The sequence below is a fragment of the Pseudomonas sp. NY15374 genome (genome assembly GCF_048068255.1).
In the GTDB taxonomy this organism is placed as follows: domain Bacteria; phylum Pseudomonadota; class Gammaproteobacteria; order Pseudomonadales; family Pseudomonadaceae; genus Aquipseudomonas; species Aquipseudomonas machongensis.
On sequence record NZ_JBLUPZ010000014.1, the window covers coordinates 22,337 to 43,878 of the forward strand.

At 64.0% G+C, this 21,542-nt stretch carries 22 protein-coding genes; 13 read left to right on the forward strand and 9 right to left on the reverse strand.

Going from position 1 to position 21,542, the window contains the following annotated elements; all coding sequences use genetic code 11:
* Position 1: 1 nt before the first annotated feature.
* Both ACNFHO_RS23930 and ACNFHO_RS23935 read right to left on the reverse strand, forming a co-directional pair.
* On the reverse strand, positions 2 to 709 hold the full coding sequence (locus ACNFHO_RS23930; protein ID WP_416767544.1) for a class II aldolase/adducin family protein: 708 nt from the start codon (positions 707 to 709) through the stop codon (positions 2 to 4).
* Positions 706 to 1,569, reverse strand: a complete 864-nt coding sequence (locus ACNFHO_RS23935; protein ID WP_112898684.1) for a VOC family protein — start codon at positions 1,567 to 1,569, stop codon at positions 706 to 708. Before ACNFHO_RS23935 ends, ACNFHO_RS23930 begins: the two co-directional genes overlap by 4 nt.
* 106 nt (positions 1,570 to 1,675) lie before the next feature.
* On the opposite strand from ACNFHO_RS23935, the gene ACNFHO_RS23940 reads away from it, so the two are divergent.
* The gene (locus ACNFHO_RS23940; RefSeq protein ID WP_063545475.1) at positions 1,676 to 2,575 is read left to right on the forward strand and encodes a LysR family transcriptional regulator; all 900 of its coding nucleotides are present in this window, start codon (positions 1,676 to 1,678) and stop codon (positions 2,573 to 2,575) included.
* Positions 2,576 to 2,696: 121 nt separating this feature from the next.
* On the forward strand, positions 2,697 to 3,476 hold the full coding sequence (locus tag ACNFHO_RS23945; protein ID WP_112898686.1) for a TSUP family transporter: 780 nt from the start codon (positions 2,697 to 2,699) through the stop codon (positions 3,474 to 3,476).
* Positions 3,477 to 3,548: 72 nt separating this feature from the next.
* On the opposite strand, the gene nudC is transcribed toward ACNFHO_RS23945, so the two are convergent.
* Positions 3,549 to 4,379, reverse strand: a complete 831-nt coding sequence (nudC, locus tag ACNFHO_RS23950; RefSeq protein ID WP_416767547.1) for an NAD(+) diphosphatase — start codon at positions 4,377 to 4,379, stop codon at positions 3,549 to 3,551.
* Positions 4,380 to 4,415: 36 nt separating this feature from the next.
* Positions 4,416 to 5,228 (reverse strand): crotonase/enoyl-CoA hydratase family protein, encoded by an 813-nt coding sequence (locus ACNFHO_RS23955; RefSeq protein ID WP_416767548.1) that lies wholly within the window; start codon positions 5,226 to 5,228, stop codon positions 4,416 to 4,418.
* Positions 5,229 to 5,427: 199 nt separating this feature from the next.
* Between ACNFHO_RS23955 and ACNFHO_RS23960 the strand changes: the two genes are divergently transcribed.
* The 6 genes from ACNFHO_RS23960 (at position 5,428) to ACNFHO_RS23985 (ending at position 12,380) form a co-directional block, all read left to right on the forward strand.
* Complete coding sequence (locus ACNFHO_RS23960; protein WP_416767549.1) at positions 5,428 to 6,045, forward strand: dihydrofolate reductase family protein; 618 nt, start codon at positions 5,428 to 5,430, stop codon at positions 6,043 to 6,045.
* 77 nt (positions 6,046 to 6,122) lie between these two features.
* Positions 6,123 to 7,088 (forward strand): ribonuclease Z, encoded by a 966-nt coding sequence (locus tag ACNFHO_RS23965; RefSeq protein ID WP_416767550.1) that lies wholly within the window; start codon positions 6,123 to 6,125, stop codon positions 7,086 to 7,088.
* 102 nt (positions 7,089 to 7,190) lie between these two features.
* Positions 7,191 to 7,619, forward strand: coding sequence for a DUF2231 domain-containing protein (locus ACNFHO_RS23970; RefSeq protein ID WP_054892136.1), 429 nt, complete (start codon positions 7,191 to 7,193; stop codon positions 7,617 to 7,619).
* Complete coding sequence (locus tag ACNFHO_RS23975; RefSeq protein WP_416767551.1) at positions 7,616 to 8,908, forward strand: PQQ-dependent sugar dehydrogenase; 1,293 nt, start codon at positions 7,616 to 7,618, stop codon at positions 8,906 to 8,908. The genes ACNFHO_RS23970 and ACNFHO_RS23975 overlap by 4 nt, the downstream gene beginning before the upstream one ends.
* 322 nt (positions 8,909 to 9,230) lie before the next feature.
* The gene (gene glpT, locus ACNFHO_RS23980; RefSeq protein WP_063545483.1) at positions 9,231 to 10,583 is read left to right on the forward strand and encodes a glycerol-3-phosphate transporter; all 1,353 of its coding nucleotides are present in this window, start codon (positions 9,231 to 9,233) and stop codon (positions 10,581 to 10,583) included.
* Positions 10,584 to 11,051: 468 nt separating this feature from the next.
* Positions 11,052 to 12,380, forward strand: a complete 1,329-nt coding sequence (locus tag ACNFHO_RS23985) for an OprD family porin (protein ID WP_416767552.1) — start codon at positions 11,052 to 11,054, stop codon at positions 12,378 to 12,380.
* A 126-nt stretch (positions 12,381 to 12,506) separates the two neighbouring features.
* Here the strand turns inward: ACNFHO_RS23985 and ACNFHO_RS23990 are convergent, their stop codons facing one another.
* Positions 12,507 to 13,022 carry a DUF3455 domain-containing protein gene (locus ACNFHO_RS23990; protein WP_416767553.1) on the reverse strand — a complete coding sequence of 172 codons (516 nt, stop codon included), beginning with the start codon at positions 13,020 to 13,022 and terminating at the stop codon, positions 12,507 to 12,509.
* A gap of 397 nt (positions 13,023 to 13,419) precedes the next feature.
* Here ACNFHO_RS23990 and ACNFHO_RS23995 point away from each other — a divergent pair, with 397 nt between their 5' ends.
* From ACNFHO_RS23995 to ACNFHO_RS24010, 4 genes are read left to right on the forward strand one after another with little or no spacing between them, the layout of a single operon-like run.
* Positions 13,420 to 14,241, forward strand: coding sequence for a hypothetical protein (locus tag ACNFHO_RS23995; RefSeq protein ID WP_416767555.1), 822 nt, complete (start codon positions 13,420 to 13,422; stop codon positions 14,239 to 14,241).
* A 15-nt stretch (positions 14,242 to 14,256) separates the two neighbouring features.
* Positions 14,257 to 15,135 (forward strand): c-type heme family protein, encoded by an 879-nt coding sequence (locus ACNFHO_RS24000; protein ID WP_081255285.1) that lies wholly within the window; start codon positions 14,257 to 14,259, stop codon positions 15,133 to 15,135.
* Between the two features lie 13 nt (positions 15,136 to 15,148).
* Complete coding sequence (locus tag ACNFHO_RS24005) at positions 15,149 to 16,522, forward strand: serine/threonine-protein kinase (protein WP_416767556.1); 1,374 nt, start codon at positions 15,149 to 15,151, stop codon at positions 16,520 to 16,522.
* Entirely contained in the window at positions 16,519 to 17,334 is an 816-nt protein-coding gene (locus ACNFHO_RS24010; RefSeq protein WP_416767558.1) for a PP2C family protein-serine/threonine phosphatase, read from the forward strand. The genes ACNFHO_RS24005 and ACNFHO_RS24010 overlap by 4 nt, the downstream gene beginning before the upstream one ends.
* 242 nt (positions 17,335 to 17,576) lie before the next feature.
* Here ACNFHO_RS24010 and ACNFHO_RS24015 read toward each other — a convergent pair whose 3' ends face one another.
* Positions 17,577 to 18,011, reverse strand: coding sequence for an anti-virulence regulator CigR family protein (locus tag ACNFHO_RS24015; RefSeq protein ID WP_414155771.1), 435 nt, complete (start codon positions 18,009 to 18,011; stop codon positions 17,577 to 17,579).
* Positions 18,012 to 18,169: 158 nt separating this feature from the next.
* Between ACNFHO_RS24015 and ACNFHO_RS24020 the strand changes: the two genes are divergently transcribed.
* Positions 18,170 to 18,601, forward strand: coding sequence for a hypothetical protein (locus tag ACNFHO_RS24020; protein WP_414155772.1), 432 nt, complete (start codon positions 18,170 to 18,172; stop codon positions 18,599 to 18,601).
* 474 nt (positions 18,602 to 19,075) lie between these two features.
* Here the strand turns inward: ACNFHO_RS24020 and catA are convergent, their stop codons facing one another.
* Genes catA through ACNFHO_RS24035 form a run of 3 tightly spaced genes read right to left on the reverse strand, consistent with a single transcriptional unit; the run spans position 19,076 to position 21,509 of the window.
* Positions 19,076 to 20,026: a catechol 1,2-dioxygenase gene (gene catA / locus ACNFHO_RS24025; protein WP_416767560.1), complete on the reverse strand. Its 951-nt coding sequence runs from the start codon at positions 20,024 to 20,026 to the stop codon at positions 19,076 to 19,078.
* Positions 20,027 to 20,077: 51 nt separating this feature from the next.
* Positions 20,078 to 20,368, reverse strand: a complete 291-nt coding sequence (catC, locus tag ACNFHO_RS24030) for a muconolactone Delta-isomerase (protein ID WP_416767562.1) — start codon at positions 20,366 to 20,368, stop codon at positions 20,078 to 20,080.
* A gap of 19 nt (positions 20,369 to 20,387) precedes the next feature.
* Positions 20,388 to 21,509, reverse strand: coding sequence for a muconate cycloisomerase family protein (locus ACNFHO_RS24035; RefSeq protein WP_416767563.1), 1,122 nt, complete (start codon positions 21,507 to 21,509; stop codon positions 20,388 to 20,390).
* Between the last annotated feature and the right edge of the window lie 33 nt (positions 21,510 to 21,542).

A 21,542-nucleotide genomic window follows, 5' to 3' on the forward strand; every position in this document is an offset into this window, starting at 1 on the left:
TTTATTCGAATACGGTATCGCTGGCTTCCGGATCGCCGGCAGTGAGGTATTCCCACATCCGCTCGTAGATCCGCCCGCCACGGGTGGCGCGTTGCGCGCAGGCCTGGGCATCGAGCAACGGGCCGCGCTCGGCCAGGCCTGCGGCCTGCAGTTGCAGCTCGATGCGCGCGGCGTCCTCCAGGTACCAAGTCAGGGTCAGGGCCTCGACCAGCGAATCGCCGGCGACGATGGCACCGTTACCGCGCATGGCCAGGGCCTTGCCTTGGCCGAACAGCTCAGCCAGCGCGCTGGCCTGGGCGTCGTCACGCAGCAACTGGACGTCGTCCCACAGCGGTAACGACGGTTGGAAGTAACTGCCCATGCCGTGCCGCGGCAGTGGCGTGAGACCGGCGCAGGACAGCGCCATCACCTGCGCCGGCATGCTGCGGATCACTGCGCCCAGGTCGGCGCGGCGGCGGTAGAGCTGTTGGTGGATACGCACCTCGCCCAGCACGCCGTCTGGCAGCGGCCCATGGACCGGCACCACGGTGCCCGGCTCGCCCACGCCGATCAGGCCCATCGGGCGCGCTGCACAGACCAGGAAGTACTCGGCGTCCAGGCGCAGGCTGCAATGCCCGTAGGCATGCGCCAGGCCGGCGCGGCCCAGCGCGCGGGCCGCCATGCGCACCTGGCGTTGCTGCGCCTGGCTGGCAATCGGCTGGCCGCTCATGCCTTGAACTCCGGGATATCGGGTTTAGAACCCCAGGCGCAGTACGACGACGATACGCCGGGGAACTGCCGTGGCTGATGGCTGGAGTCGTCTTCGGCGCGGATGTGGCTGACCCCGGTGGAATACTCGTAGGTCATGCCGTCCGGCCCTTCGAAGTACAGGAACACCGCACCCGAGGTCGGATGCCGACCCGGGCCGAAGAGGATCTTGATGTTGCGCTCACGCAGGAAGTAGTAGGCGCGCATCAGGTCGTCGATGCTCTCGACCTGGTGATTGATGTGCTGCACCCCGGCGTGGCTGGAGGGGAACAGCGCGATCTTGTGGTGCACCTCGTCGATACGCAGCAGCGGCGCCTCGCCGATGCGGTCGCTGACCCGTGCGTTGGCCAGGCGGGTCCAGAAATCCTCGTCGCGGCGGGCGTCGGTGGTGCGCAGTCCGATATGGCTGAAGCCGGTGATACCAGCGTCGCGGCTGGGGAAGTAGCGGCTGCCGCTGGCGTGGGGGCGCAACACCAGTTCGATGTTGTTGCCGCTGGGGTCCTTGAAACGGATCAGCTCGTTGACGTGGCGCACCTCGGCGTCTTCGCGCGAGCCGTGCACCACGCTGAAGGCATTGCGTTCGAGCAGCACGGCGGCGTGCTCCAGCTCGTCGCTGCTGGTGACCTCAAAGGCGGTTGTGGTTTCGCGCGGGTCGCCCTCGTAGTAGCACAGGGTGTGATCGCGGCTGTCGGAGCGAAAATACACCGCACCGTTGGCCTCGCGGGCCACCTGCAGACCGAGGATCTGCGTCGCGTAGCGGCGTGCATCATCCAGGTTGGCGGTACCCAGGCGCACGTAGCGGATATCGTGCAGGTTGATCATGGGTGGAGTCCCTTGGTTTTATTTTTGTCTGGACTCATCCTCGCAACCGGCGCTTAATCGCAGAAGCTAATTCTCTTTATTCGCACTATTTGATTTGGTTATAGAGATGCGCACCGATCTCAATCTGCTTCGCGTCCTGCTGGCCGTCTACGAAACCGGCAACGTCACCGCTGCGGCGAAACAGCTGGGTATCAGCCAGCCCGCCGCCAGCGCCGCCCTCGCCCGCCTGCGCCATTCGCTGCAGGATCCGCTGTTCATCCGCTCCGGTGCCGGCATGGAGGCCACGCCACGGGCCCAGGGCATCATCGAGCGCACCCGCGAAGTCATCGAAATCATCGACCGCGACATCCTCAGCAGCCCAACCTTCGACCCTGCCACCGCCGAAGACGAGTTCGTGTTCTGCCTGAGCGAGATCGGCGAGGTGGTGTTCCTGCCGCCGTTGTTCCAGAAGCTGCGCCAGCTCGCGCCACGCATTCGCCTGCGCACGCTCAGCCTGGCACCCGATGCGCTCACCGACAGCCTGCATGATGGCAAGGTCGATGCCGTGCTGGGTTACTTCCCCGACCTCACGGCCCCCAACATCTATCAGCAACGGCTGTTCTCCCACGACCTCACCTGCATGCTGCGCCGCGGCCACCCACTGGCCCGCGAGCGCCTGGCGCTCGAAGATTTCGCCCGCATGGAGCACCTGCAGGTGCGCGACGGCAGCCGCCGCCAGGAAATGTTCGAGGCGCACCTGAACGAAGCGGGGATCAAGCGCAACATCGTGCTCGAGACCTCGCACTACATGAGCGTGCCCTCGATCATCGAGCAATCCGACCTGGTGGTGGTGCTGCCACGCACCGTGGCCAATCTGTACCTGGATACCGTGAACGTGCAGATCGTCGAGCCGCCGGTGGAGATCCCGTGCTACGACCTCAAGCAGTTCTGGCACGCACGCTTCCAGCAGGCGCCACGCAGTGTGTGGTTGCGCCGGGTGATCAGCGAGTTGTTTGCGCAAGGCTAGGCACGACGGATCCCCAAGCTCCAGCTAGCGACTCTGGCAAGGGCGCGCCCCGAGGACTACCATGTGCAGCCTCTGGCGTGACCTTTTGCCGCGCCCTCGCCTGTAGCCTGAAAGCCGTCCCATGCCCTTCGAACTCACCGTAGAACCGCTTACCCTGCTGATCCTCGCCGCAGTGGCCTTCGTCGCCGGTTTCATCGATGCCATTGCCGGTGGCGGCGGCCTGCTCACCACCCCCGCCCTGCTCACCGCCGGCATGCCGCCGCACTTGGTGCTGGGCACCAACAAGCTCAGCTCGACCTTCGGCTCGGCCACCGCCGGGTTCACCTACTACCGGCGCAAGCTGTTCCACCCGGCGCAGTGGCGCCTGGCGATCGTCGGCACCCTGAGTGGCGCGCTGATCGGCGCGGTGATCGCGCACTACATGCCCGCCGAATGGCTGAACAAGATGCTGCCGGTGATCGTCTTCGCCTGTGGCGTGTACCTGCTGTTCGGCGGCACCCCCAAGGCGCCGCTGGATGCCGATGCACCGATCAGGAAAAAATGGCAGTTCCCCCAGGGTTTCAGCCTTGGTTTCTACGACGGCGTAGCAGGCCCCGGCACGGGTGCGTTCTGGACGGTAAGCACATTGCTGCTCTACCCCATCGACCTGGTACGTGCCAGTGGTGTGGCGCGCAGCATGAACTTCGTCAGCAACATCGCGGCGCTGACGGTGTTCGTGATTTCCGGGCAAGTGGACTACATCGTCGGCCTGGCCATGGGCGTGTCGGTGATGATTGGTGCGTTCTTCGGCGCCCGCACCGCGATCAGCGGCGGTAGCAAGTTCATTCGTCCGGTGTTCATCACCGTGGTGCTGGCGCTGACCGTGCGCCTGGCCTGGCAGCACTGGTTCGGCCAGGCCTGAGCACCGGCCCAGCCCTCATCTGGACTTACCCCGATGACAACCCCGTCGCGGTTGCACGCGGAACAACCCTGATCAGGTCGGCAGCACCGGCTCTGCCAGCCCCAGACGCCGCGCCACGTACAGGTCGATCAGGTAACGGGCGATGGAGCGCCCAGCGGGCAATGGCGGCAGGTCGTGCACGCTGAACCACTGGGCATCCTCGATCTCGTCAGGCTGCATGACGATCTCGCCGCCGGCGTACTCGGCGTGGAAGCCCAGCATCATCGAATGTGGGAACGGCCAGCACTGGCTGCCCACGTACTGGATATTCTTGACCTGCACCGCCACTTCCTCGCGCACTTCGCGCACCAGGCAATTTTCCGCCGACTCGCCTGGTTCGGCAAAGCCGGCCAGGGTGCTGTAGACCCCGGTGACGAAGCGCGGCGAGCGCGCCAGCAGGATTTCGTCGCCACGGGTCACCAGCACGATCATGCTGGGCGAGATGCGCGGGTAGCTGCGCAGGTCGCAGGGCTGGCAATGCATCGCCCGCTCCCAGCGAATCTGCGTCATCGGCTGGCCGCAGCTGCCGCAGAAACGATGCTCGCGCGCCCAGGTGCCGATCTGTGCGGCGTAACCCAGCAGCTTGTAGGTGTCGAAGTCGCCTTCGAGCATGAACTGGCGCAGGCCGCGCCAGCTCATGCCCGGCAGTTCGCTGGCAGTGCGCAGCTCCAGGAGGAACACCGGTTCGCCGTCGAAATGACCGATACCGTGCTCGCAGAGCACGTCCAGCTCCTGGCGCTTGAGCCAGTCCCGCGGGAACAACGCACCGTTGTCGTCCACCAGGAACCCCGCAGGGCTGCGGGCGACGGCCAGGCCGCCAGCGTTCTGCGGGTCGAGTACTGCGGTAGTCCAGCGTGCTGACATGTTCGGATCCCTTCAGGCGCGTGCGCCGTCGGGAAGTCAGTCGGCGAACGTCGGTTTCTGTTTGTTCATGTGGGCCGCCACCGCGACCCGCAGGTCTTCTGACTGCAGCATGGCGGCGTTCCAGGTGGCGATGTACTGCAGGCCATCGTCGATACGATGGTCGCGCATGTAGCTGATCATTTCCTTGGTGCCGGCCACGGCGATGGGCGATTTTCCTGCAATTTCCCGGGCGATGGCAAAGACCCCGTCGAGCAATGCAGCCTGGTCGTCATAGACCCGGTTGACCAGGCCGATGCGCAATGCCTCGGTGGCGTCGATCATACGCCCGGTGTAGGCCAGCTCACGCATCATGCCGTCGCCGATGATACGTGGCAAACGTTGCAGGGTGCCGACATCGGCGGCCATGCCCATGTCGATTTCCTTGATCGAGAACTGCGCATCAACGCTGCAATAGCGCATGTCGCACGCCGACACCAGGTCGATGGCCCCGCCGATGCAATAGCCCTGAATCGCCGCCAGCACCGGCTTGCGGCACTTGTCGACAGCCGTGAACGAGCTTTGCAGGCGCAGGATGGTGCGGCGCAGCAGGCGCGCATTGCGGCCGGCGTCCTTGCCCATCTGGCCGGCCAGCGAGGCCAGCATCATCAGGTCGATCCCCGAGGAAAAATGCTTGCCCGCGCCGCTGACAACCACCGCCCGCACCGCCTCGGTGTCGTCGATCCACTGGAAGATCTCGACGATTTCCTCCCAGAAGGCCGCGTTCATCGCGTTGATTTTTTCCGGGCGATTGATCTGTACATGGGCGATGTTGTCGGTCAGTTCGACCTTGAACGCAGTGTACTCGGTCACGGGCGGCACTCCTGTGGGGAAAGGGTTCACGCGCCGGACTATAACGCACCTGCAAGGCCGTGCTTATGCCAAAGGCGGGACTGATCGCCGCGGGTAACAAATGGGCTGTCGATTCACGCCTTGCCCGTTCGACCAATGTTCAGGAACCGCAGTGACCTATTCTTCCACTGCCCCGAACACCCCTCGCGAGGACATCCCCATGCGCACACTCATCGTTGCCGCGTTCGTCAGCCTGGACGGCGTCATGCAGGCCCCTGGCGGCCCGCAGGAAGACACCAGCCAGGGCTTCGGTTTTGGCGGCTGGCTCGTGCCCTATGCCGACGAGACCTTTGGCCGGGCCATGCAGACGCTGTTCAGCCAGCCCTTCGAACTGCTGCTGGGGCGGCGTACCTACGACATCTTTGCCGGCTACTGGCCCAAGGTAGACGCCGACTCGGACAACGCGCCCATGGCCGAGCTGTTCAACAAGGTGCCCAAGCACGTCGCCACCCACCACCCTGACACCCTCGACTGGCAAAACAGCCGCGCCCTGGGCGCTGATGTGATCCAGGCCGTCGGCGCGCTCAAGCAGCAGGACGGCCCGGCGCTGCTCACCCAAGGCAGCGCCGAACTGGTGCAGCAACTGTTAACTGCCGGGTTGGTGGACGAGCTGCGCCTGTTGATCAACCCGGTGATGCTCGGGCACGGCAAGCGGCTGTTCGCAGACAACGCGCAACCGGCAGCGCTGAGCCTGGTCGAGTCCCTGAGCACGCCACGCGGGGTACTGCTCGCCCATTACCGGCGCAGTGGCGCGGTGCAGACCGGCAGCTTTGCCTGACACAGCGCCTAACCCGGGTTGTGCCCACCGGTGTGTCGCGCCTTAGAATAGGCCGACACTCTCTGGAAGCATTTCATATGGACCTGCTGTTCCTGGGCACCAGCGCCGGAGCGCCCACCAAGGCGCGCAATGTCAGCGCAACGGCCGTCATCGACACGAGCGGCAGCGGCTGGTATCTGGTCGACTGCGGCGAGGCCACCCAGCACCAGCTCCTGCACACACCGTTATCGGTCCGCGACCTGCGCGCGATCTTCATCACCCACGTACATGGCGATCACTGCTTCGGCCTGCCCGGCCTGCTGGCCAGCGCCGGCATGTCCGGGCGCAGCGAGCCACTCGAGTTGATCCTGCCAACTGCCCTGCACGACTGGGTGCGCCTGAGCCTGTCGGTCAGCGACACCTACCTGCCCTTCGAGCTGCGCCTGCACGCGGCCGAAACCTTCGGCATCTGGAGCAACACCAGCCTGCAGGTCAATGCGGTCGAGCTGTCCCATCGGGTGCCGAGCCGTGGCTATGTGTTCACCGAGAACAACCCCGAGCCCCGCCTGGACATCCAGCGCCTGGAGGCCGACGGCATCCCGCGCGGCCCGTTGTGGGGCGAACTGGCCAAGGGCACTGCCGTGGTTCACGAGGGCCGCACGCTCGATCCACAGCACTACCTGCGCGCCTCCCGGCCGGCGCGACGGGTCATCGTCTGCGGCGACAACGATCGCCCCGAGCTGTTGGCAGAGGTTGCCAGGGACGCGGATGTACTGGTGCACGAAGCGACCTTCACCCAGCCACTGATCGAACGCACCGGTGTCAGCTTCGGACACAGCAGCGCCGAGGCGGTCGCGCGCTTCGCCCAGGCCGCCGGGGTGAGGAATCTCGTGCTCACGCACTTCAGCGCGCGCTACCAGGGCGATCCACGGCGCAGCCCGTGCATCGACGACATCCACGCCGAAGCCCAGACCCACTACGACGGTTGCTTGATACTGGCGCGCGATCTTCAGCGTTATCACCTGGACCGAAACGGGCAACTGGTACGCGAGCAAAATACTTGAACGCGAAATTGCACTGAACCAACCGACCAGCCGCGCGATCCTTCCCTAGGCGCAGCCAGCGTAAAAATCGCTGGCTTTCATCGCCAACGACAAGGAGCCGCCATGACCACGACCGTCCACGACCCCTACCGGTGCACGCCCGGGCCGCTGCATGCGACCCTGCTGGCGGGCACCGTGCCGCTGTTTCTCGGGGCACTGATCAGCGACATCGCCTACTACCAGACCTTCCAGATCCAGTGGAGCAACTTCGCCGCCTGGCTCATCGCCGGAGGGCTGCTGTTCTGCGGCCTGGCCGTGCTGTTCGCGTTGGCCAACCTGGTGCGCGCCGAGCGCAAGGCCGGTCGCCCGGTGCTGTACGTGCTGCTGTTGGTGGTGACCTGGCTGCTGGGGCTGGTCAACGCCTTCGAGCACGCCAAGGATGCCTGGGCGGTCATGCCCTCGGGGCTGGTGCTGTCGGTGATCGTCAGCGTGCTGGCCTGCATCGCCACCTGGATTGGCCTGACCAACCTGCGCTCGGGAGGTGCTGCATGAAGACGCCCCTTGCGCTGTCGATCCTGAGCATGAGCCTGCTGCTGGCCGCCTGCGGTGGTGAAGGCGATGCCACCCAGGCCCGCGGCCCCGACCCGAAACTTCCGGCCCCCGAACGTGGCTTGTTACCGAGCATGAAGATCGCCGAACCGGCGCAGTGGGGCGAGCAGAAACCCAAGGTGCCGGACGGCTACAGCATCACCGCCATCGCCACCGACCTGAAGATCCCGCGCCAGACGCTGATCCTGCCCAACGGCGACATCATCGTGGCAGAAGGCCGTGGCGGCAGTGCCGCCAAGCTCAAGCCCAAGGACGTGATCGCCAGCCAGATCAAGGCCAAGGGCAACACCCAGGTCAAAAGCGGCAATCGCCTCACCCTGCTGCGCGATGCCGATGGCGACGGCCGCTACGAAGTGCAGACGGTGTTCGCCGACAACCTCAACGCCCCCTACGGCCTGGCGTTTGCCGATGGCAAGCTGTACGTGGCCAATCAGGATGCGCTGGTGCGCTTCGATTACCAGGACGGCCAGACCAAGGCCGACGGCCCGCCGACCACGCTCACCGAGCTGCCCTCGGCGATCAACCACCACTGGACCAAGGCGCTGACCATCAGCCCGGACGGTCGCTACCTGTATGTGGGCATCGGCTCGAACAGCAACATCACCGAGCGCGGCATGGAAGTGGAGATCGACCGCGCGATGGTCTGGCAGATCGACGCCCAGACCGGCGCCCACAAACCCTACGCGACCGGCCTGCGCAACCCGACGGCGCTGACCATCCAGCCTGATTCGGGGCAACTGTGGGCGGTGGTCAACGAACGCGACGAGCTGGGGCCGGACCTGGTGCCGGACTACCTGACGTCGGTGCGCGAAGGGGCCTTCTACGGTTGGCCCTGGAGCTACTGGGGGCAGAACGTCGATACCCGCGCGCAACCGCAGAACCCGGAGAAAGTCGCTGCCGCGATCAAGCCGGACTACAGCCTGGGTTCGCACGTCGCCGCACTGGGCGTGGATTTCTCCCTGCCGGCGATGGGCGAACAGTTCGCCAACGGTGTATTCGTAGGCGAGCACGGCAGCTGGAACCGGCCCAATCCTGTCGGCTACAAGGTGATCTTCGTGCCGTTCAGCAACGGCAAGCCAGCGGGTGAGCCAATCGACTTCGCTACCGGTTTCCGGGGTGAGGATGGCAAGACCCGCGGCCGCCCGGTGGGGGTGACAGTGGACCCGAAAGGCGCGCTGATCATCGCCGACGACCTGGCCAATACTGTGTGGCGGGTGACGCGTAATCAGTGATGCGCTAAATCAAGGCCAGCCCGCCCCCACAGGGTGATGGCTGGCCTTGAGGTTTTGAACCACACCCGCCATGGCCTTCAAATCTGGCGCCAGCTCATCCCTGCCGCGCCTAAACCGCCAAGCCTACCCGCCCAGCACCACCACCGATGCCTCCAGCAAACGCAGCGACATCGCCACCCCCAACAGCCAGACCCCGTCCCTGATCACGATCTGACGGAGCGTTCGCAAAGCAACACTCCAGCCTGTGAAAGCGATATTTTTTTCTGTAACGAAAATGTAATATTCGCTTTCGCAGATAAAACAACAACGTTGGAGTACCCCGATGTTTGCCTTCTTCCGCCCCGCCGTGCACCGGGCGCCGCTGCCCGCTGAACAGGTCGACAGTACCTATCGCCGCCTGCGCTGGCAGATCTTCGCCGGCATCTTCTTCGGTTATGCAGGCTATTACCTGCTGCGCAAGAACTTCTCCCTGGCCATGCCTTACCTGATCGACGAGGAAGGCTACACCCGCGGCCAGCTCGGCCTGGCAATCTCGGCCATCGCCATTGCCTACGGCCTGTCCAAGTTCCTCATGGGCCTGGTGTCCGACCGCTCCAACCCCCGTTACTTCCTGCCCTTCGGCCTGCTGGTGTCGGCTGCGGTGATGTTCGTGTTCGGATTCGCGCACTGGGCCACCTCCAGCGTCACCATCATGTTCATCCTGCTGTTCATCAACGGCTGGGCCCAGGGCATGGGCTGGCCGCCGAGCGGACGGACCATGGTGCACTGGTGGTCGCAGAAGGAGCGCGGCGGCGTGGTGTCGGTGTGGAACGTGGCACATAACGTGGGTGGCGGCCTGATTGGCCCGCTGTTCATCCTTGGGCTGGGCTGGACCAACGACTGGCATGCTGCCTTCTATGTACCGGCCGCCGTGGCGGTGCTGGTGGCCGTGTTCGCCTTCGTCACCATGCGCGACACCCCGCAATCGGTGGGCCTGCCGCCGATCGAGGAGTACAAGAACGACTACCCCGAAGGCTACGACGCCAGCCACGAACAGGAATTCAGCGCCAAGCAGATCTTCGTCAAGTACGTGCTGCGCAACAAGATGCTCTGGTACATCGCCCTGGCCAACGTGTTCGTCTACCTGCTGCGCTACGGCGTGCTCGACTGGGCGCCGACCTACCTCAAGGAGGCCAAGCACTTCACCGTCGACAAGACCTCCTGGGCCTACTTCTTCTACGAGTGGGCAGGCATCCCCGGCACCCTGCTGTGCGGCTGGATGTCGGACAAGATCTTCCGTGGCAATCGCGGCCTGACCGGCATCGTGTTCATGGCCCTGGTCACCGTCGCCACCCTGGTGTACTGGCTCAACCCACCGGGCAACCCCACCGTCGACATGATCGCGCTGTTCTCCATCGGCTTCCTGATCTACGGCCCGGTGATGCTGATCGGCCTGCAGGCGCTGGAGCTGGCGCCGAAGAAAGCCGCCGGCACCGCCGCCGGGTTCACGGGCCTGTTCGGCTACCTGGGCGGCTCGGTCGCAGCCAGTGCCGCGATGGGCTACACCGTCGACCACTTCGGTTGGGACGGCGGCTTCGTGCTGCTGGTCGGTGCCTGCCTGCTGTCGATCGCCTTCCTGCTGCCGACACTGCGCCACACTCAGGTTGCCAGCAGCCGCCGCGAAGCGGTGGTGTGATCGGCTGATATAACGCCCGCGACAAACAACAAGGCCGGTGACATTCTTTGTCACCGGCCTTGTTGTTTCTGCTGCAGGAAAGTTGCCCACTGCCCTTCCAGGCGCGCTGAAATCAGTGCGCAAAAAAATGGCTCTTCGCCACCCATCATTAAATACCAGGCATAAAAAAGCCGCCTGAAACCAGGCGGCAAACAACCAAAGGGCGATAAAGTGGAGCCCACCCAGGAGGTGCTCTAGCACGGGGGGATGTCCTGAGTGCACGAATACTTTATCGGGGCCGACTTTAACCCCATAGTCATTCGATACTGCAATCAAAAACCGTGATTTCGATTATCAACGAAACACAATGGCATGCGCGGCGCGGCATTTGTTACTAGTAGCCCGGCATCAATACCGGCTACACCCTTACAACAATTACATTCCTTTACCCAGACACCTGCCTCAACAATTCCAACCAAGGGGTACGACATGTCGCCATTCCGCCTCTCCATGCTGAGCGCGGCGTTGCTGTGCGCGCCGTTGCAAGCCGCATTCGCCGAAGCCGTTTCGAGCCAGTCCGAAGCCAAGGGATTCATCGAGGGCAGCGAGTTGAATGCACGCCTGCGCAACTACTACTTCAACCGTGATGGCAAGTCGCAAGGCCCGGATCGCCGCGACTGGACCCAAGGTTTCATCCTCAACTACAGCTCCGGCTTCACCCAGGGTACCGTGGGCTTCGGCGTCGAAGCGTTCGGCCACCTGGCAGTCAAGCTCGACGGCGGCAAGGGTACCTCCGGCACCGGCAACCTGCCCGTCAGGGACAACGGCTCACCCGAAGACGACTACGGCCGCGCCGGTGGTGCGTTGAAAGTGCGCATCTCCAAGACCGAACTGCGCTGGGGCGACTTGCAACCCACGGCGCCAGTATTCGCCGCCGGCGGTACCCGCCTGCTGCCGCAAACCGCCACTGGCTTCAACTTGCTCAGCAGCGAGATCAAGGGACTGGATCTGGAAGCGGGCCACTTCACCGGCGGCAACGGCCCGGTCACCACCAATGGGGACCATGGCCTGTGGGCCTCCTACGCCAATATCCAGGCTGACAGCATCGACTACATCGGCGGCAAATACGCAGTCAACGACGCCCTGTCGGTGTCGCTGTACGGCTCCAAGCTGCAGGACATCTGGCGCCAGTACTACGGCAACGCCAACTACATACTGGCGCTGGCCGACGACCAGTCGCTGAACTTCGACTTCAACCTCTACCGCACCAATGACGACGGTCGCGCCGACGCCGGCGCGATCAACAATACCACCTGGTCGTTCTCCACCGCGTACAGTTTCCTCTCGGCGCACACCATCACCCTGGCCTACCAGAAAGTGCACGGTGACACCCCGTTCGACTATGTCGCCTTCGGCATCAACGGCCCGGGAGACACCGGTGACGGGATCTTCCTGGCCAACTCCATCCAGTACTCGGACTTCAACGGGCCAGAGGAAAAATCATGGCAGGTGCGCTACGACCTGGACATGAACACCTTCGGCGTGCCGGGGTTGAGCTTCATGGCCCGCTACGTCAACGGCCATGGCATCGACGGCAGCAAGATGGCCGCGGACAGCAAGTACCTGGGCTATGGCTATGGCGAGGATGGCAAGCATCATGAGACCAACCTCGAAGCCAAGTACGTGGTGCAGTCCGGCCCCGCCAAGGACCTGTCGGTGCGCCTTCGCGAGGCGATCCATCGGGGCAATGCCGACCAGGCCGAAGGAGATGTCAACGAGTTCCGGGTGATCGTCGACTACCCGCTGTCGATTCTCTGACCGCGACGTCAGTGCCGGCCCTATCGCGGGCAAGCCCGCTCCCACAGGTCGCCACTGGCCCTTGCAGGAGCGGGCTTGCCCCGCGATGAGGCCGGCACTGAAATCCATCAACCCCTGAACACTCCATCACCGCCCCAGAAACACATACCGCGCGCTGTACGGTTCAACGTGCAGCGCGCCTTCCTGTGTGCAGCTTCCGGCGAACTTGCCACCCTGGGTATCGAGCCGCTGCACCTCGTCCACTCCACTCAACACGCCCTGCCCCTGGTGGCTGGCAACCTCCAATTGCAACAGCGCGATATCCTGCTCGCCCGCGCCCGGCGCCTGGGCCACGACCTTGCCGGTCACCCGGCTGCCGTCGTCCATCTCCCAGGACGGCCCGACAAAATGGTGGCCGACGGTCTTGCCGCCTCGGGTGAGGGTGGCCAGCGGTTCGCGAAATGCCCATTTCAACTGCCCGGTTTCATCGGCCCGGCAGTCATAGACCTGCACCCCCACTGCTTGCACAGCGAAGATCTCGGCCTTGCCCGGCGCGACGGTGAAGCTGGCCGGCGCCGCGCCAGCGAGCAGTGGCACGGCCAGGGCGCAGACGCCGAGGAAGGCGCGGCGGCGTTGCGGGGTGGTGCATGAGGTCGGGTGCATGGTGTTTTGCCTGTGATCAATGGGGACCTCTACACAACAAGCCAGCCCACCCGTTTATTCCCGCTGTATCTACCGGCCCTATCGCGGGACCAGTCGCAACGGCGAACCGCCGCTCCCACAGGTTCATCATCGTTATTGAAAGCGGTGGGGTGCCTGTGGGAGCGGGCTGGTCCCGCGATAGGGCCAGCAATGCCAACGAATAACCCGCGCGCCCATAACGAGAACACCCGCCACCGCCCTTTTATTCCATGATTTCATTCAATACATCCCCTTGAAATACATAGAAAAAATTGACGTTCATCGCACCCCGTGAATCGGTAGCCTGCGCTCATCCCGGGGTTACCCCTTCCGTACACACGATGACCGAACCGTGAACAGAACCGCGCTTCTCCCCCTCATGGCTGGCCTGCTCCACCTCTCGCCACTGCTCGCAGCCCCGGCAGATATCGGGGTGATCAGCGCGGCGGAAAAGCCCGTGCAACTGCTGCGTGCCACAAGCGTCTACCAAGCCAGCGCCGGCGCCCGCCTACAGAGTGCCGACTACCTCGAAGCCGGCAGCACAGGCGTGCTCATCGACCAACTGGCCGGCACACGCATTGCCCTTGGCCCGCACACCCGCCTGTATCTGGAACACACTGGCAACACCACCCATCTCAACCTGCTGCAGGGCTGGCTCAAGCTGCAACCGTTGAGCGGCGTACCCCAAGGCAATCTACGGGTCAGCACCGCCAACCTGGCGCTCGATGCGAGCAAGGCCGCCAGCGTCATCCATGCCGACGCCAGCGGCACCGAAGTGTTCGTCGAAGACGGCATGGTCAGCGTCCGTGATCCGGGGCAGAAGCCGCGCGACCCTGCCAGGCAGGTGCTGCGCCGCGAAGAATTTGCCCAGGCCAAGGGCCAGGGCCCCGTGAGCGCGCCGGGTCGCCCCAGTGGCGAGTTCATCGGCGCGATGCCGCCCGCCTTCTTCGACCCGCTGCCCAGCGTCGCCGCCCGCAAGCTCACAGCCGACCCGCTGAACAAGCTGCGTGAAGCCAGCTTCGCCGACGCCAGCCCGCTGCTGCTCGGCCCCCTCAAGCTCAACGGCGCATCCCTGGCCACGCGGTTCACACCGCGCCTGGCCGATCCGGCCTTCCGCCAGGCCATCGTGCAGCGCTTCGGCGGCACGCTGGACTGGGAAACCGCGCTGTACCGATTCGAACGGAAGAACGCCACACGCTGACACCCCGGAGCCCCCATGAAACTGACCCTGGCCGTACGCTTCAACCTGGTGTTCCTGGCCGTCTTCATCGTTGGCTTCATCGCCAGCAGCCTATTTGCCAACTACCTGCTGCAAAAAAGCGCACGTGAAGAATCATTGGACAAGGCACGCATGCTCATGAGCGCCGCCAGCGCCAGCAGCACCTACACCGCCGAACAGATCGTGCCGCTGCTGGAGAACCGCCTGAAGTTCGAATTCCTGCCACAGTCGATCCCCTCGTTCGCCGCCACCGAACAGCTCCAGCAACTGCTCAAGACCTACCCCGACTTCCTCTACAAGGAAGCCACCCTCAACCCGACCAACCCGCGCAACAAGGCCACCGGCTGGGAAACCGAGGTGGTCGAACAGTTGCGCGGCAAGCCCGACACCCAGGAATTGATCGGCGAGCGCAGCGATGGCAAGGGCCCGGCGCTGTTCGTCGCCCAGCCGATCCAGATCACCGACCCCGCCTGTCTGGCCTGCCATACCTCCCCGGAAACCGCACCGAAAACCGTGGTCGACCGCTACGGCACGCACAACGGCTTCGGCTGGAAGCTCAACGAGATCATCGGCGCACGCCTGGTCTCGGTGCCGCTGGCCGTGCCGCTGCAGCGGGCCAGCGAGTTGCTGCACACCTTCATGCTGTCGCTGCTGGGGGTGTTCGTGTTCCTGTTCTGCGCGCTGAACGTGATGGTCCACCTGTTCGTCATCCGCCGTCTGCGGGCGATGTCGGCACTGGCCGACCGGGTCAGCCTCGGCGAAGACGACGTGCCGGAGATGGACGTCAGCGGCCACGACGAACTGGCACGCATGGGCCAATCGTTCGTGCGCATGCGCACCAGCCTGGTCAGCGCCATGAAGATGCTCGAAGAGTAACCGGGAGCCCACCATGCTCGAACAACTGGGCAAGTACCGCATCGACAGCGTGCTCGGCAAAGGTGCCATGGGCACCGTGTACAAAGCCTTCGACCCGCACATCGCCCGGGTGGTGGCGCTCAAGACCATCCGCCGCGAGCTGCTCGGCGACGCCCAGCAGCACCAGTTGCTCAGCCGCTTCCAGAACGAGGCCCAGGCCGCCGGGCGCCTGAGCCACCCGAATATCGTCGCAGTGTACGACTACGGCGAAGACGACGGCGCAGCCTACATCGCCATGGAGTTCGTCGACGGCATCGCCCTCAACACCCGCCTGCAGAACCAGGAGCCGCGCCAGCTGGCCCAGGTGCTGGGCTGGATGCGCCAACTGCTCGGCGCCCTGCACTACGCCCACGCCAAGGGCGTGGTGCACCGCGACGTGAAGCCCGCCAACCTGCTGATCACCGCCGACAACCAGGTCAAGGTCACCGACTTCGGCATCGCCCGCATCGACACCTCGGTGCTGACCCAGACCGGCTCGATGATCGGCACGCCCAGCTACATGTCGCCCGAGCAGTTCTGCGGCGAGCTGGTGGATGGTCGCTCCGACGTGTTCTCGGCAGGCATCGTGCTGTACCAGTTGCTCACCGGCGAGCGCCCGTTCTCGGGTTCCGCGACCATGGTGATGCAGCAGATCCTCAACCAGACCCCGGTGCCGCCCTCGAGTCTGAACCCGACCCTCGACCCGCAGTTCGACCAGCTGATTCGCCAGGCCCTGGCCAAGCGCCCGGACGAGCGCTTCGCCTCGGCGCAGGACTTCCTCGACGCCCTGGACGCACTGTCCGGCCCACAGACACTGGAAAGCGTGGAACTGGACGACGACCGCACCCGGCTGCTGATGCCCGCCTCGTTCAGCCACGCCAGCCTGGGCAGTTCGCCAACCAGCAGCAGTGAAGCGGCGGACACCCTGACCCCGTGGAAACGCCAGGTCCGCCCGCAGCTCGAATCGCTGCTGTCGCAACAGATCGGCCCACTGGCGCGCTTGCTGATCAAGCGCAGCCTGGCCAGCGCCGACGACTTCGCCAGCCTGCGCAGCGCCCTGCTGCCGCACATCCCCTCCGAGCGTGGCCGCGAGCAATTCGTCGCCGCCACCGAAGCGCTGCTGCCCTCGACCGAAACACTGCCAGCCCAAGACACCCTGGTCAGCCAACCCGGCACGCCAGAAGCGTTGGACCCCGCATTCCTGGAGGCCAGCGAAGCGCGCCTGACCTACCTGATCGGCCCGATCGCCCGCATCGTCATGCGCCGTGCCCTGCCCCGCGCCAGCACCCGCCAGGCGCTGTTGCAGACCCTGGCCGAACACATTCCCGACCCCGCCCAACGCAGCGCCTTTCTCGAGGAGCAGCCATGAGCGCGCCACAAAACCACATGGCCACCGCGCCCTGCCTGCTGCGCGGCGGCATCGCCTTCGGTCACAGCGACACCGGCCCAGTGCGCCAGCACAACGAAGACCACTTCCTGATCGACCCACGCCTGGAGCTGCTGGCCGTCGCCGACGGCATGGGCGGCCACCAGGCCGGTGCCCTGGCCAGCGCCCTGGCCCTGGAGTCGCTGCGCGACTGCCTGACGCACAACTTGGCGCAGGTCACCCACACCTCCAGCGACCCCGACGCCACCTGCCAAGTGCCCTCGATGCAGGCCCTGAGCGCGCTGCACGAGGCGCTCGAAGCGGTCAACACCCGTTTGTACGCGCACAACCACACCCGTCAGCTCAGCGAAGGTCGCGGCATGGGCACCACCCTCACCGGCATCTGGCGCCCCCAGGCCGGTGGGCCGTTGTTGGCGTTTCATGTTGGAGATAGCCGCCTGTATCGCTATCGCCACGGTGAGCTGGAGCAGTTGAGCCGCGACCAGACCTGGTACCAGCAGGCGCTGGACGCCGGGCATTTCGATCGGCTGCCGGCGCGCAACGTGCTATTGCAGGCGATCGGGCCAGCGCCGCGGGTGGAGCCGCAGGTGTGGGTGCAGGCGGTGCAGCCGGAGGACTTGCTGATGCTGTGCAGTGATGGGGTTCATGGGTGTGTGCCGCATCAAGAGATGGCGCGGGTGCTGGAAGGTGCCGGGCGGGAGAGTCTGGCGGGGAGTAGTCAGCGGTTGATTCAGCTGGCGGCGGAGTATGGGGGGCGGGATAACGCTACGGTGGTGTTGGTGAAGTTTGAGTGAGGGATGGTAGGGACTGGCCTCACAGGATTGCTGGTATTTTCGAAAATGGTGCGTTACCTGGGGCCGAGTTGGGCCCCCAAGGCTGTTCATTAGCGAACGACCGTATCCGACCCATAGCTGACGTTCACGGGGCCTGTCTCAGCCGCGCCCCACAGAGCCACCTGATACACCTTACATTTCCTCGGGACCAGGTGGCTCAAGCGTTTCCTGGTCACGAGATCCAATTCATGGGTCTACGGGACTTAGTCGAGCACATTGTGTAGTACCTCATAGATGACACCTGAAGTAATAGCCACAAGCAGCAGGTCAGTTCCAGCTTGCTGCCACTCATAACCATTGTAATGAGGAAGTCGCCCGATCAGTCGGCTATCCAGCTTCTTCGCAATCCCGGGCGGGAGAGGCTTGCCGCGCGCCAGATTCTTCTGGATACCTGGCGGTAAGGGAGAGCCTGGATTCCAGTAATTGCGGTTGTCATTGAGGATGACTCGCACCCCTCCCGAATCGACGGAAGGCCCTTCGTGCCAGTCATTGCTGTTGCCCTGATGACCTTGGCTTCCGTGTTGTCCTCCCTTGTCGTGGCTTTTCCCTTTCCCGGGATCTGCCAGCAAGATCGGGCTTACAACCAGAGCCAGGGAGAAAACTGCGGCGATACTCAATTTCCTATTCATAGTGAGCATTCCTGGGGACATTATCCAACCACAGAGTAGCTAATCTGTTGGTAGAGGCAATGCCAGTCAGGGCGCGAGCATTCCGTCGGGATTCAAGAACTTAAGCATCTAATGTCGGTCTGAATGGCACCCTTAGCTCTACCACACGCCTTTGGAGGCGAATAAAAATGAGAAAACCCGTGCTTGCTGTCTTTGCGTGTGCATTGGCACTCGGGATGATTCCATTCGTACCCGCAGATATCTCACCTATTGGTTCCGCCTATGCCAAAGGTGGTGGTGGTCATGGCGGTGGAGCTGGCAACGGTGGCGGACATGGCGGTGGGCATTCAGGCGGTATGGGAGGGAACAGCGGAAATGGCAAGAGCGCTGGAAGCGATCACGCTGGCAAGGCCACACGCGATCATGGTGTAAGCGGCAACCATTACGGGAGCTCCCGCAACACTGATAATGGTCACGGAACCACTACCTCGGGTATCGCTCACTCCAAAGACACTCGCGGTTTGGCCAAATCCACTGCCATCTCACGAACTACTCCAGGTGATCACAATTCAAGAGGTCTATCCAACGCCGTCAGATCTTCTTCAAAGAATGATCGATGATTTTGCAGCTCCGATGCGTATAGACCTAGCGTTTTCAAAAGCCCAGCTTGTACTGGGCTTTTTGGCTAGTACTGGTAGGCGTTAAAGTTTGGGCCGCCGTTGGAACCATTTCTGAGCCCCAAAAGGCCCTACCAGCAAGCCGACAGCATGCCTGAAACTCGTCGCTGCTTGTTTGACTTTGGCAAACCGTCGTCAACTGCCCGCTATGGGTCGAAAGCAGTCATCATCGACCTGATGCTATCCCCCTAAGCCATCACCGCAGTAGGCCGCGCGAACCATCAAAGATATTTTCTTACCCCGATAGATCTTGGTGCGCACGGCTACTCAGGTTGAGCAGTCATACGTGAAGAAATCGGCTAAGGTGATAACGGTCCTGGCGGATCGAGTTTGGGATGTGTTTAGAGCGTTTTCACACAGCCTGGCCTCCAACCTACCCTTAAATAAAAAGATACTGATGAGAGGCGACTGACGTCTTCAGTCCCTTGACGCTCCACAATCTTGCAGCGCCCGTGGTCGGCGACTGCGCTCTTCGGCTTCCGGGTCGCTGGCGGTCTGCATCTGGAAGTCGAATACCAGCTCGGCAAAGCGCGCGCCCTGGACACCGCGAGCGTGGGCCGCTGCTGCATCGTCGACAAACTGCAGGTCACCAATCAGGCCGTCGCGGGTGGCGTAGGCGAAGTCATCCCATAGGTACTTGTCACCGGCGAAGTTGATCTGCGTGGTCAGGTGGCGGTGGCCGGGAGCCGAGATGAAGAAGTGCACATGCGCCGGGCGCTGGCCGTGGCGGCCAAGCAGGTTCAGGCATTCCTGGGTCGGGCCCTGCGGGTCGCAGCCATAACCGGACGGCACGATGGAGCGCGCGCGGTAGCGGCCTTCGACGTCGGTGACGATGCGCCGGCGCAGGTTGTAGTCGGACTGGGTGGTATCGAAATACGAGTAGGTGCCTTGGGTGTTGGCGTGCCACAGGTCGACAGTGGCCCCGGCCAAGGGCTTGCCGTCGGCAGCGAACACCTGGCCCCGGAGGAACATCACCACGCCAGGGTCGGTACCGTCGTCCATGCGCGCTTCACCCTCGGACAACGGTGCACCGGCCACGTACAACGGGCCTTCGATGGTGCGCGGGGTGCCGCCGGTCAAACCGGCTTCGGCGTCCTTGGCGTCCTGCAGCAGGTCGAGGAAGTGCTCGATGCCCAGGCCCGCCGCCAACAGGCCTGCCTCGTTGCGCCCGCCGAGGCGGTTGAGGTAGGCGACGGCATGCCAGAACTCGTCCTCGCTGACCTCCAGGTCTTCGATTAGGCGTGCGGTGTCCTGCAATACACGCATGATGATCTGCTTGAAGCGCGGGTTGCCTTCGGCCTGGCCAAGGCCGGCCACCTGTTCGAAGAAGGCCTGGATATCGGCGGTGTGGGAGATCTTCACGGTCATTTCTGCTTACCTCGAATTGTTCTTGTCAGGTAGTCGTGGTTCAAGGCTGAATCAGCGGTCGTCGCTGTGGATCGACGACGGGTGGCGGCACACGCCGTCGACCTCGATGTCCATGTAAGGAAACAGCGGCAGCTGCATCAGCGTGTCGTGCAATGCCTCGACGCTGGGCACGTCGAACACGCTGTAGTTGGCGTAGTGCCCGGCGATGCGCCACAGGTGGCGCCAAGTGCCCTCGCGCTGCAGGCGCTGGGCCAGTGCCTTCTCGTCGGTCTTCAGTTGCGCGGCCTTGGCCGGGTCCATGTCGACCGGCAGTTTCACGGTCATCTTCACGTGGAACAGCATGTTCAATTCTCCTGTTGATTCAGCGGCGGGCAAAGCGCGCCAGGCGTTGTTCGTCGAGGGTCAGGGCCAGGCCAGGGGTACGTGGCACGTGCAGCTGGAAGTCGTGGTACTGCGGCGGCTCGTTGACGATCTCTTCGGTCAGCAGCAGCGGCCCGAACAGCTCAGTGCCCCAGGTCAGCTGGCGCAGGGTGAGAAAGGCATGGGCCGAGGCCAGGGTGCCGATCGAGCCTTCGAGCATGGTCCCGCCGTACAGGGCGATACCGGCCGCTTCGGCGATCTGCGCGGTGCGCAGCACGGCGCGCGGGCCGCCGTTCTTGGCGATCTTCAGGGCAAAGATGCTGGCCGCGCCGTCGGCGGCCAGGCTGAAGGCATCCTCGACGCTTTCGATGGATTCGTCAGCCATGATCGGCGCCGGGCTGCGCTGGTTGAGGCGCACCTGGCCGCCGCGGTTGATGCGCGAGATCGGCTGCTCGATCAGGTCGATGCCGTTGTCGCCGAGCACCTGGCAGGCGCGGATGGCTTGCGATTCGTCCCAGTACTGGTTGACGTCGACCCGCACGCTGGCGCGCTCGCCCAGCTCGCGCTTGATCGCAACCACGTGCTGCAAGTCCTGCTCCAGCGGGTTGGCGCCGATCTTCAGCTTGAACACCCGGTGGCGGCGGATTTCCAGCATGTGTTCGGCCTCGGCGATGTCGCGGGCGGTGTCGCCGCTGGCCAGGGTCCAGGCCACTTCCAGGCTGTCGCGCACCCGGCCGCCGAGTAGTTCGCTGACCGGCAGGCCGAGGCGCTTGCCCTGGGCGTCGAGCAAGGCGCTTTCGATACCGGACTTGGCGAAGGTGTTGCCCTTGGCCAGCTTGTCGAGCTTGAGCATGGCGGCGTTGATGTTGTCGGCTGGCAGGCCGATCAGCGCGGGCGCCAGGTACGCGTCGATGTTGGCCTTGATGCCCTCCGGGCTTTCGTAGCCGTAGGCCAGGCCGCCGATCGTGGTGGCCTCGCCGATGCCTTCGACGCCGTCGCTGCAGCGCAGGCGCAGCACCACCAGGGTCTGCTGCTGCAGCGTGTGCATCGCCAGCTTGTGCGGGCGGATAGTCGGCAGGTCGACGATCACCGCCTCGATACGTTCAATCAGCGCAATTGTCATTATTGCCGGTTCCTATCAGATCGGGCGGCCATA

Bases quoted from the DNA above. Each gene is read 5' to 3' on its own strand.
- nudC (WP_416767547.1), bottom strand. From the start codon at position 4,379: ATGTCAGCACGCTGGACTACCGCAGTACTCGACCCGCAGAACGCTGGC.
- ACNFHO_RS23935 (WP_112898684.1), bottom strand. From the start codon at position 1,569: ATGATCAACCTGCACGATATCCGCTACGTGCGCCTGGGTACCGCCAAC.
- catA (WP_416767560.1), bottom strand. From the start codon at position 20,026: ATGACCGTGAAGATCTCCCACACCGCCGATATCCAGGCCTTCTTCGAA.
- catC (WP_416767562.1), bottom strand. From the start codon at position 20,368: ATGCTGTTCCACGTGAAGATGACCGTGAAACTGCCGGTCGACATGGAC.
- ACNFHO_RS24015 (WP_414155771.1), bottom strand. From the start codon at position 18,011: ATGCTCACTATGAATAGGAAATTGAGTATCGCCGCAGTTTTCTCCCTG.
- ACNFHO_RS24000 (WP_081255285.1), top strand. From the start codon at position 14,257: ATGAAACTGACCCTGGCCGTACGCTTCAACCTGGTGTTCCTGGCCGTC.
- ACNFHO_RS23945 (WP_112898686.1), top strand. From the start codon at position 2,697: ATGCCCTTCGAACTCACCGTAGAACCGCTTACCCTGCTGATCCTCGCC.
- ACNFHO_RS23940 (WP_063545475.1), top strand. From the start codon at position 1,676: ATGCGCACCGATCTCAATCTGCTTCGCGTCCTGCTGGCCGTCTACGAA.
- glpT (WP_063545483.1), top strand. From the start codon at position 9,231: ATGTTTGCCTTCTTCCGCCCCGCCGTGCACCGGGCGCCGCTGCCCGCT.
- ACNFHO_RS23960 (WP_416767549.1), top strand. From the start codon at position 5,428: ATGCGCACACTCATCGTTGCCGCGTTCGTCAGCCTGGACGGCGTCATG.
- ACNFHO_RS23970 (WP_054892136.1), top strand. From the start codon at position 7,191: ATGACCACGACCGTCCACGACCCCTACCGGTGCACGCCCGGGCCGCTG.
- ACNFHO_RS23995 (WP_416767555.1), top strand. From the start codon at position 13,420: ATGGCTGGCCTGCTCCACCTCTCGCCACTGCTCGCAGCCCCGGCAGAT.
- ACNFHO_RS23975 (WP_416767551.1), top strand. From the start codon at position 7,616: ATGAAGACGCCCCTTGCGCTGTCGATCCTGAGCATGAGCCTGCTGCTG.
- ACNFHO_RS23990 (WP_416767553.1), bottom strand. From the start codon at position 13,022: ATGCACCCGACCTCATGCACCACCCCGCAACGCCGCCGCGCCTTCCTC.
- ACNFHO_RS24020 (WP_414155772.1), top strand. From the start codon at position 18,170: ATGAGAAAACCCGTGCTTGCTGTCTTTGCGTGTGCATTGGCACTCGGG.
- ACNFHO_RS23965 (WP_416767550.1), top strand. From the start codon at position 6,123: ATGGACCTGCTGTTCCTGGGCACCAGCGCCGGAGCGCCCACCAAGGCG.
- ACNFHO_RS24005 (WP_416767556.1), top strand. From the start codon at position 15,149: ATGCTCGAACAACTGGGCAAGTACCGCATCGACAGCGTGCTCGGCAAA.
- ACNFHO_RS23985 (WP_416767552.1), top strand. From the start codon at position 11,052: ATGTCGCCATTCCGCCTCTCCATGCTGAGCGCGGCGTTGCTGTGCGCG.
- ACNFHO_RS23930 (WP_416767544.1), bottom strand. From the start codon at position 709: ATGAGCGGCCAGCCGATTGCCAGCCAGGCGCAGCAACGCCAGGTGCGC.
- ACNFHO_RS24035 (WP_416767563.1), bottom strand. From the start codon at position 21,509: ATGACAATTGCGCTGATTGAACGTATCGAGGCGGTGATCGTCGACCTG.
- ACNFHO_RS24010 (WP_416767558.1), top strand. From the start codon at position 16,519: ATGAGCGCGCCACAAAACCACATGGCCACCGCGCCCTGCCTGCTGCGC.